Origin of the sequence: Phocaeicola faecium, from assembly GCF_014837055.1 — a bacterium.
Lineage (GTDB): Bacteria > Bacteroidota > Bacteroidia > Bacteroidales > Bacteroidaceae > Phocaeicola > Phocaeicola gallinarum.
Genome location: NZ_JACSPQ010000006.1, coordinates 308126 through 315493, shown reverse-complemented (window position 1 = coordinate 315493; position 7368 = coordinate 308126). Strand labels below are relative to the sequence as shown.

At 44.4% G+C, this 7368-nt stretch carries 7 protein-coding genes; 5 read left to right on the top strand and 2 right to left on the bottom strand.

The window, feature by feature from the left end:
- The 5 genes from H9626_RS14890 to thiL all read left to right on the top strand — a co-directional run.
- On the top strand, nt 1-268 hold a 268-nt coding region (locus H9626_RS14890; RefSeq protein WP_225230934.1), incomplete at its 5' end, for a hypothetical protein.
- Between the two features lie 173 nt (nt 269-441).
- Nucleotides 442-2208: a signal peptide peptidase SppA gene (gene sppA, locus H9626_RS08895; protein ID WP_191710248.1), complete on the top strand. Its 1767-nt coding sequence runs from the start codon at nt 442-444 to the stop codon at nt 2206-2208.
- A 14-nt stretch (nt 2209-2222) separates the two neighbouring features.
- Nucleotides 2223-3329, top strand: a complete 1107-nt coding sequence (lpxK, locus tag H9626_RS08890) for a tetraacyldisaccharide 4'-kinase (RefSeq protein ID WP_191710247.1) — start codon at nt 2223-2225, stop codon at nt 3327-3329.
- Nucleotides 3286-4095 (top strand): purine-nucleoside phosphorylase, encoded by an 810-nt coding sequence (locus H9626_RS08885; RefSeq protein WP_178256849.1) that lies wholly within the window; start codon nt 3286-3288, stop codon nt 4093-4095. Before lpxK ends, H9626_RS08885 begins: the two co-directional genes overlap by 44 nt.
- 3 nt (nt 4096-4098) lie before the next feature.
- Nucleotides 4099-5136, top strand: a complete 1038-nt coding sequence (gene thiL, locus H9626_RS08880) for a thiamine-phosphate kinase (RefSeq protein WP_191710246.1) — start codon at nt 4099-4101, stop codon at nt 5134-5136.
- Between the two features lie 52 nt (nt 5137-5188).
- Here the strand turns inward: thiL and H9626_RS08875 are convergent, their stop codons facing one another.
- Entirely contained in the window at nt 5189-5680 is a 492-nt protein-coding gene (locus tag H9626_RS08875) for a DUF4488 domain-containing protein (protein ID WP_178256851.1), read from the bottom strand.
- Between the two features lie 282 nt (nt 5681-5962).
- Nucleotides 5963-7366, bottom strand: a complete 1404-nt coding sequence (gene asnS, locus H9626_RS08870; protein WP_191710245.1) for an asparagine--tRNA ligase — start codon at nt 7364-7366, stop codon at nt 5963-5965.
- Nucleotides 7367-7368 lie beyond the last annotated feature (2 nt).

The window sequence follows — 7368 nt, the reverse complement described above, 5'->3', positions numbered from 1 at the left end:
GCTTTCGCTCCCGAAAGCGGGTGCAAAAGTACGCACTTTATCCGATTCCGCAACACACTCCACACACTTTTTTTCATCTTTTTTTGATATTCGTGGAAAATATGCTGTAAAACAGGGTTTTACAACGGAAACTTTTTGGAAGGGAAGCCGAGAAGAAGGAAAAACAGCACATCTATATATACGGGCGTACGCGATTACATTTATTTATGCGACACAAACACGGAGAAATTTCTACCCGGAAGGACGAAAATTTCTATTCGGAGCGTAGCCTGTCACATGCGGTAGGAACAGGCAACGCTTCGGCTTCCGTTTTTGGAAGTGAGAAAACAGGGCTAAAACAACATCCGCAACACGGTTTTTTCTATTGAAAATTAGCGTTACTCTTTTGTTTTTTCCGCTGAAAAGCGTATTTTTGCTTAATAACATTTAATATATCAAACGATGAAAGAGTTTTTACGGAGCATGTTGGCTACCATAGCAGGGATTATTGTAGTCGGATTCATTTTTTTTATACTAAGTCTTTTCACGATAACCGGATTTATCGCGATGTCAGAGTCTGAAACGACAGTTCGTGAAAATTCTATATTCTTACTTGACCTGACAGGAAACGTTTCGGAACGTTATCAGCAAAACCCGTTGGACCAAATTTTAGGCGAAAAACAAACGACCTACGGACTGGATGATATTTTATCTTCCATCAAAAAGGCAAAGGAAAACGAAAACATAAAAGGTATTTACCTGAATGCCGGAGCCTATAATTGCTCTACCGCATCGTTACAGGCAATACGTAACGCATTGGTGGATTTTAAAGAAAGCGGGAAATTTATAGTGGCATACAGCGGAATGTATACCCAATCGGCATACTACATTGCCAGTGTTGCCGATAAAATTATTGTAAACCCTTCGGGAAACATTATGTGGCACGGATTATCGGCACAAACCATGTTTTTTACGGATTTGCTGAAAAAAGTAGGCATCGAGATGCAAATATTCAGAGTAGGTACATACAAATCTGCCGTAGAACCTTTTACGGAAACTGCAATGAGCCAAGCAAACCGTGAACAAACGCAGGCTTTTGTATCTTCTTTGTGGGAACAGTTTGTAACAGACGTATCGGCTTCGCGCAACCTGACACCCGAAAGACTCAACGAGCTGGCAGACCTGAACATGGATTTCCAGCCGGCTGAAACTTACATTGAAAACGGACTGGCAGACACGCTCATGTATAAAGACGGTGTATTAACGTATCTGAAAAAATTGACCGACTGTAAAGAAGACCAAGAACTTTCTGTTCTGACTTTAAACGACATGACCAATGTGAAACGCAATACGCCCAAAGACAAAAGCGGGAACATCATAGCCGTATATTACGCCTACGGGGAGATAGACAGCCAAGCAGACATTGCCTACGATGAAGGTATCAACTCGGAGAAAGTAATAAAAGACTTACGCAAACTGCGTGAAAACAAGGATGTCAAGGCGGTGGTACTGCGTGTAAACTCACCCGGAGGAAGCGCATACGCTTCTGAACAAATCTGGCGCGAAGTATCTCTGCTGAAAGAAGAAAAGCCTGTTATTGTTTCGATGGGTGATTATGCGGCTTCGGGCGGTTATTACATCTCATGTGCAGCCACACAGATAGTAGCCGAACCAACAACGCTAACAGGCTCTATCGGTATCTTCGGAATGTTTCCGGACGTATCGAAGTTAGTCAACGAGAAACTTGATATACATATTGACGGAGTAAAGACGAACCAACTGTCTGATATAGGCATTATTAACCGCCCCTTCAACCCGGAAGAACAAGCATTGATACAGAACATGGTAAACGAAGGGTATGAACTGTTTACCAAACGCTGTGCCGACGGTCGAAACATTCCGATAGAAGAACTCAAGAAGATAGCAGAGGGACGTGTATGGACCGGAGCCATGGCCAAAGAATTAAACTTGGTAGACGAATTGGGCGGACTGGACAGGGCCGTCGCAATAGCAGCAGACACGGCGAATGTAGAGAATTATACCATCCTGTCTTACCCCGCAAAAGAAGATATATTTACCAGTTTGCTGAACATCAACGGCGAGCGTTACATAAAGAGCAAAGTAAAAAATTTGCTCGGCAATTACGGAAACGCTTTCATGTGGATGAATCATGCAGCCGAAGCAGATCGCCTGCAAGCACGTATGCCGTTTGAATATCAAATAAAATAACCGGGACTTCTTTTATGAATCGACAAAAAGTCCGGATATATTATGCTTTGCTGCCTTTTGCTTTCTTATACGGTATCGGGGTAAGAATCAGAAACAAACTTTTCGATTTGGGTATTCTGAAATCGAGAAGTTTTCCCGTTCCGGTTATCTGCATCGGAAATTTGAGTGTGGGGGGTACCGGGAAAACCCCTCATACGGAATACTTAATACGGCTATTGAACGAAAAATTCAAGATAGCCGTACTGAGCCGAGGGTATAAGCGGACATCGAAAGGATTTGTGCTTTACCAAGACCGCACTACGATGGCAGACATTGGAGACGAACCTTTTCAGATGGCACGCAAGTTTCCGAACATTTATGTGGCGGTAGACCGTAACCGGTGTCATGGCATCGAGCAACTCATGAATATGTCTGCAACCTCCGACGCAGAAGTTATCATTTTAGACGATGCTTACCAACACCGTTACGTCACACCGGGGCTGTCTATCTTGCTGACCGATTATAACCGGCTGATTTTTCGGGATAAACTGCTTCCGGCAGGACGCTTGCGCGAGCCTGTAAAAGAGAAAAAAAGAGCCGATATCATTATCGTAACCAAATGTCCCGACTCTTTAAGTAAAGAAGAAGCCAAAGCGTTGCAAAACCGGATAGCTCCGCTCAGTAACCAAAAGTTGTATTTTACGAAATTCGTTTACGAAGAATTACAACCCTTTGTATCCGGTAAGCCACGGCTACGCATCGAATCGCTGAAAACCGATGAAAGCATCATCATAGTGACAGGCATTGCCTCCCCTGCCCCGCTTATCCGGAAATTATCGGCTTATACGCCATACGTATATCCGGTTACATTCGGCGATCACCATGCTTTCAGCGCAACCGATATTGCCCGCATCCAACAGGCTTTCGACCGCTGCAAGACAGACAAAAGGATGATTGTTACAACCGAAAAAGACGCAGCGCGCCTCACCAATCATCCCAACTTGACGGAAACTTTAAAAAACAACCTTTACATACTCCCCATAAAAGTGGAGTTTTTAGACGAAGACAAACAATTATTTAACAATCAAATTATCGAGTATGTTAGAAAAAATCCAAGAAACAGCAAATTTCTTAAGAAGTAAGATGCACACCCAGCCCGAAACCGCCATCATCTTAGGTACAGGTTTGGGAAGTTTGGTACACGAAATCACCGACGCTTACGAAATAAGCTACAAAGACATTCCCAATTTTCCTATCTCAACCGTGGAGGGACATAGCGGGAAACTGATCTTCGGGAAATTAGGTAACAAAGACATCATGGCAATGCAAGGACGTTTTCACTTCTACGAGGGTTACTCGATGCAAGAAGTAACTTTCCCCGTCCGCGTAATGCGCGAACTCGGTATCAAAACCTTATTCGTATCGAATGCGGCCGGAGGCATGAACCCTGATTTTTCTATCGGCGACCTGATGATTATTACCGATCATATCAACTTCTTCCCGGAACACCCGCTGCGCGGAAAGAACATCGAATACGGTCCACGATTCCCGGACATGAGCGAAGCCTACTCGAAAGAACTCATTAACAAGGCTCTTCAGATAGCCGAAGAGAAAGGCATCAACGTGCAGCAAGGCATCTATATCGGTACGCAAGGACCCACTTTTGAAACTCCTGCCGAATATAAGATGTTCCACATTTTAGGGGCAGACGCAGTGGGTATGTCTACCGTACCCGAAGTTATCGTTGCCAACCACTGTGGCATCAAGGTATTCGGCATTTCAGTCATCACCGACTTGGGTGTGGAAGGAAAAATAGTAGAGGTATCTCATGAGGAAGTACAAAAAGCCGCTGACGCTGCCCAACCGAAAATGACAACAATCATGCGAGAACTTATCAACAGATCATAAATTATGCACGAAGGAAATAGAACAGAAATCTCAACCTTAGGGGAGTTCGGACTTATCAAACACCTCACTCAGGATATCACGCTGCAAAACAATGAGAGCAAATACGGGGTAGGTGACGATGCTGCCGTATTGGAATTCGCAGAGAAACAGGTACTGGTAACCACAGACCTGCTGATGGAAGGGGTTCATTTCGACTTGGTATACACTCCGCTGAAACATCTGGGCTATAAGTCGGCAATGGTTAATTTCTCTGATATCTATGCGATGAACGGAACCCCGAAACAGATTACCATATCGCTGGCTGTTTCGAAACGTTTCTGCATTGAAGACTTAGAGGATTTTTACGAAGGAGTAAAGCTCGCCTGCCAGTTGCATCAGGTAGACATTGTAGGCGGAGACACCACTTCTTCGGTTACGGGGCTGGCAATTTCAATAACCTGTATCGGCGAAGCTGACAAAGACAAGGTGGTTTACCGGAACGGAGCCAAAGAGACCGACCTGATTTGCGTAAGCGGAGATTTGGGTGCGGCGTATATGGGGCTTCAGCTCATGGAACGTGAGAAAGCTGTGTTTCAGGGAGAAAAAGATGTTCAGCCGGATTTTGCCGGAAAGGAATACCTGCTGGAACGCTTATTGAAGCCCGAAGCCCGAAAAGATATCATAGAGGCTTTAGGCAAGGCAGGCATCAAACCTACTGCCATGATGGATATATCGGACGGATTGTCTTCGGAACTGATGCACATTTGTTCACAGAGCCATACGGGATGCCGCATTTACGAAGACCGTATCCCAATAGACTATCAAACGGCTGTGATGGCAGAGGAATTTAACATGAATCTTACGACATGCGCCCTAAACGGCGGCGAAGATTATGAACTTCTGTTTACCGTTCCACTAACAGACCACGAAAAGGTATCTCAGATAAAGGACGTGAAAGTTATCGGGCACATCACCAAACCGGAGCTGGGCAATGTCTTGGTTACCCGCGACGGCAATGAATTGGAGATTAAAGCGCAGGGCTGGAATCCTTTACAGAAATAATAGCTGTCAAATAAAACGAGGCTACTTCGGGAATGAAGCAGCCTCGCTTTTATTAACGGACAATGTTACTTGGATATGTATCAGGCATTGTTACACGTTTCCAAATTTCATGTTGCCAAGAATCTATTTTATTACCATCCGCATCTTTGGTTAGGTAATACTTGACATACATTAAATCGCCATCATCTTCTAACGTAAAATACATTTCATTAATCTGCCCATTCAACTGAGGCAGGTGAATGTTTCTCGTCACATACTCGTTATACACTTTACCGTCTTTCACGTCATACGTACCATAACCGATAACAACGGCTCCGGTCTGCATCATGACAACATTAGTAAAGCAACCGTCTTCGGAAAGAATTTTCAAAGAGTTACTGGTCTTTAACTCACCGGGAATATCGGGAGAAGCAGAACTGTAAAAACACATTTGCCATACGCCGCTCAAATTTATCGGCCTTTTTTCTTGAATATCCTGAGCTGCCAAACTACCGACAGCAGTAAGCAACATCGCTGCTAACAGGAAAAAATGACGGACTTTCATAATATTGCTTTTTGGTTTACAATCCAATCGAGTTGATATTCAAATATAAGCATTTATTTTGAAAGCTCGCTACTTTTATTAGTATTTTTTCAAAGAGCCTGTTTAAATCGTTTTCAAACGCTGCTGTAAGGCATAAAAAATTCTACCCATAGGACAACCGTGTCCTATGGGTAGAATTAAGTAACTCATCCGCTTGCGATGCCCTACACTAACGGTAGTGTTTTTCAATGCATACGGAGGGTGAATATCTTCCTTTATCAGGAAACAATAAAGTCCTGAGTATTAAAACTCTGCATTACGCGGGGTACGCGGGAAAGGTATTACGTCGCGGATATTCGCCATACCGGTAACGAACAGCAACAGACGCTCGAATCCCAAGCCGAATCCTGAATGAGGACATGATCCGTACTTACGTGTATCCAGATACCACCACATGTCTTTCATCGGAATATTCAATTCCTGAATGCGAGTCAGCAGTTTGTTGTAGTCTGCCTCACGTTCCGAACCGCCGATGATTTCTCCGATTTTCGGGAACAAGACATCCATGGCGCGTACAGTCTTTCCGTCATCGTTCTGCTTCATGTAGAATGCCTTGATTTCTTTCGGGTAGTCGGTCAGGATTACCGGACGTTTGAAATGGTCTTCTACCAAGTAACGTTCATGTTCCGAAGCCAAATCCACTCCCCAATATACAGGGAATTCAAACTTATGTCCGTTGGCTACGGCTTCTTCCAGTATTTTAATTCCTTCCGTGTAAGGCAGGCGTACAAAGGTCTCTTTCAATACACCTTGCAGGCGTTCAATCAAACCTTTGTCGAACATATCGTTCAGGAATTTCACATCGTCGTAACAGTTGTCTAATGCCCACTGTACACAATATTTAATGAATTCCTCTGCCAAATCCATGTTATCGTTGATGTCGTTAAACGCAACCTCAGGTTCTATCATCCAGAACTCAGCCAAGTGGCGGGGTGTGTTCGAGTTTTCGGCGCGGAATGTAGGACCAAATGTATAGATGGCTCCCAATGCCGTTGCTGCCAGCTCTCCTTCCAACTGACCGGACACCGTCAGGCTGGTTTGTTTTCCGAAGAAATCGTCGTCGTAGATAATCGAACCGTTTTCGTTCTTTTTCAAATCGTAAAGGTTCATCGTAGTAACCTGAAACATCTGACCTGCTCCTTCACAGTCCGACGCCGTGATAATCGGTGTGTGGAAATAGAAGAAACCACGGTCATGGAAGAACTTATGGATGGCAATAGCCATGTTATGACGGATACGGAATACGGCTCCGAAGGTGTTGGTACGCGGACGGAGATGTGCTATTTCGCGAAGAAATTCCATAGAATGTCCTTTCTTCTGAAGCGGATACGTGTTGTCACATACTCCGAGCACCTCGATGGCGCGTGCCTGAATTTCGCAAGCCTGTCCTGCTCCTACCGATTCTACCAACTCGCCGTTCACGCTCAGACACGAACCGGTAGTAACCTGTTTCAACAGTTCCTCATCAAAGTTTGCAAGATCTACTACAACCTGCACATTATTTATAGTAGAACCGTCATTCAGGGCAATAAAGTTTACTTGTTTGCTGCCACGGCGGGTACGAACCCATCCTTTTACGTTGACCATGCTGCCGAAGTCGCGGCGTTTCAGCAGGTCAACAATTTTTGTTCTACGAATTGTTTCCATTT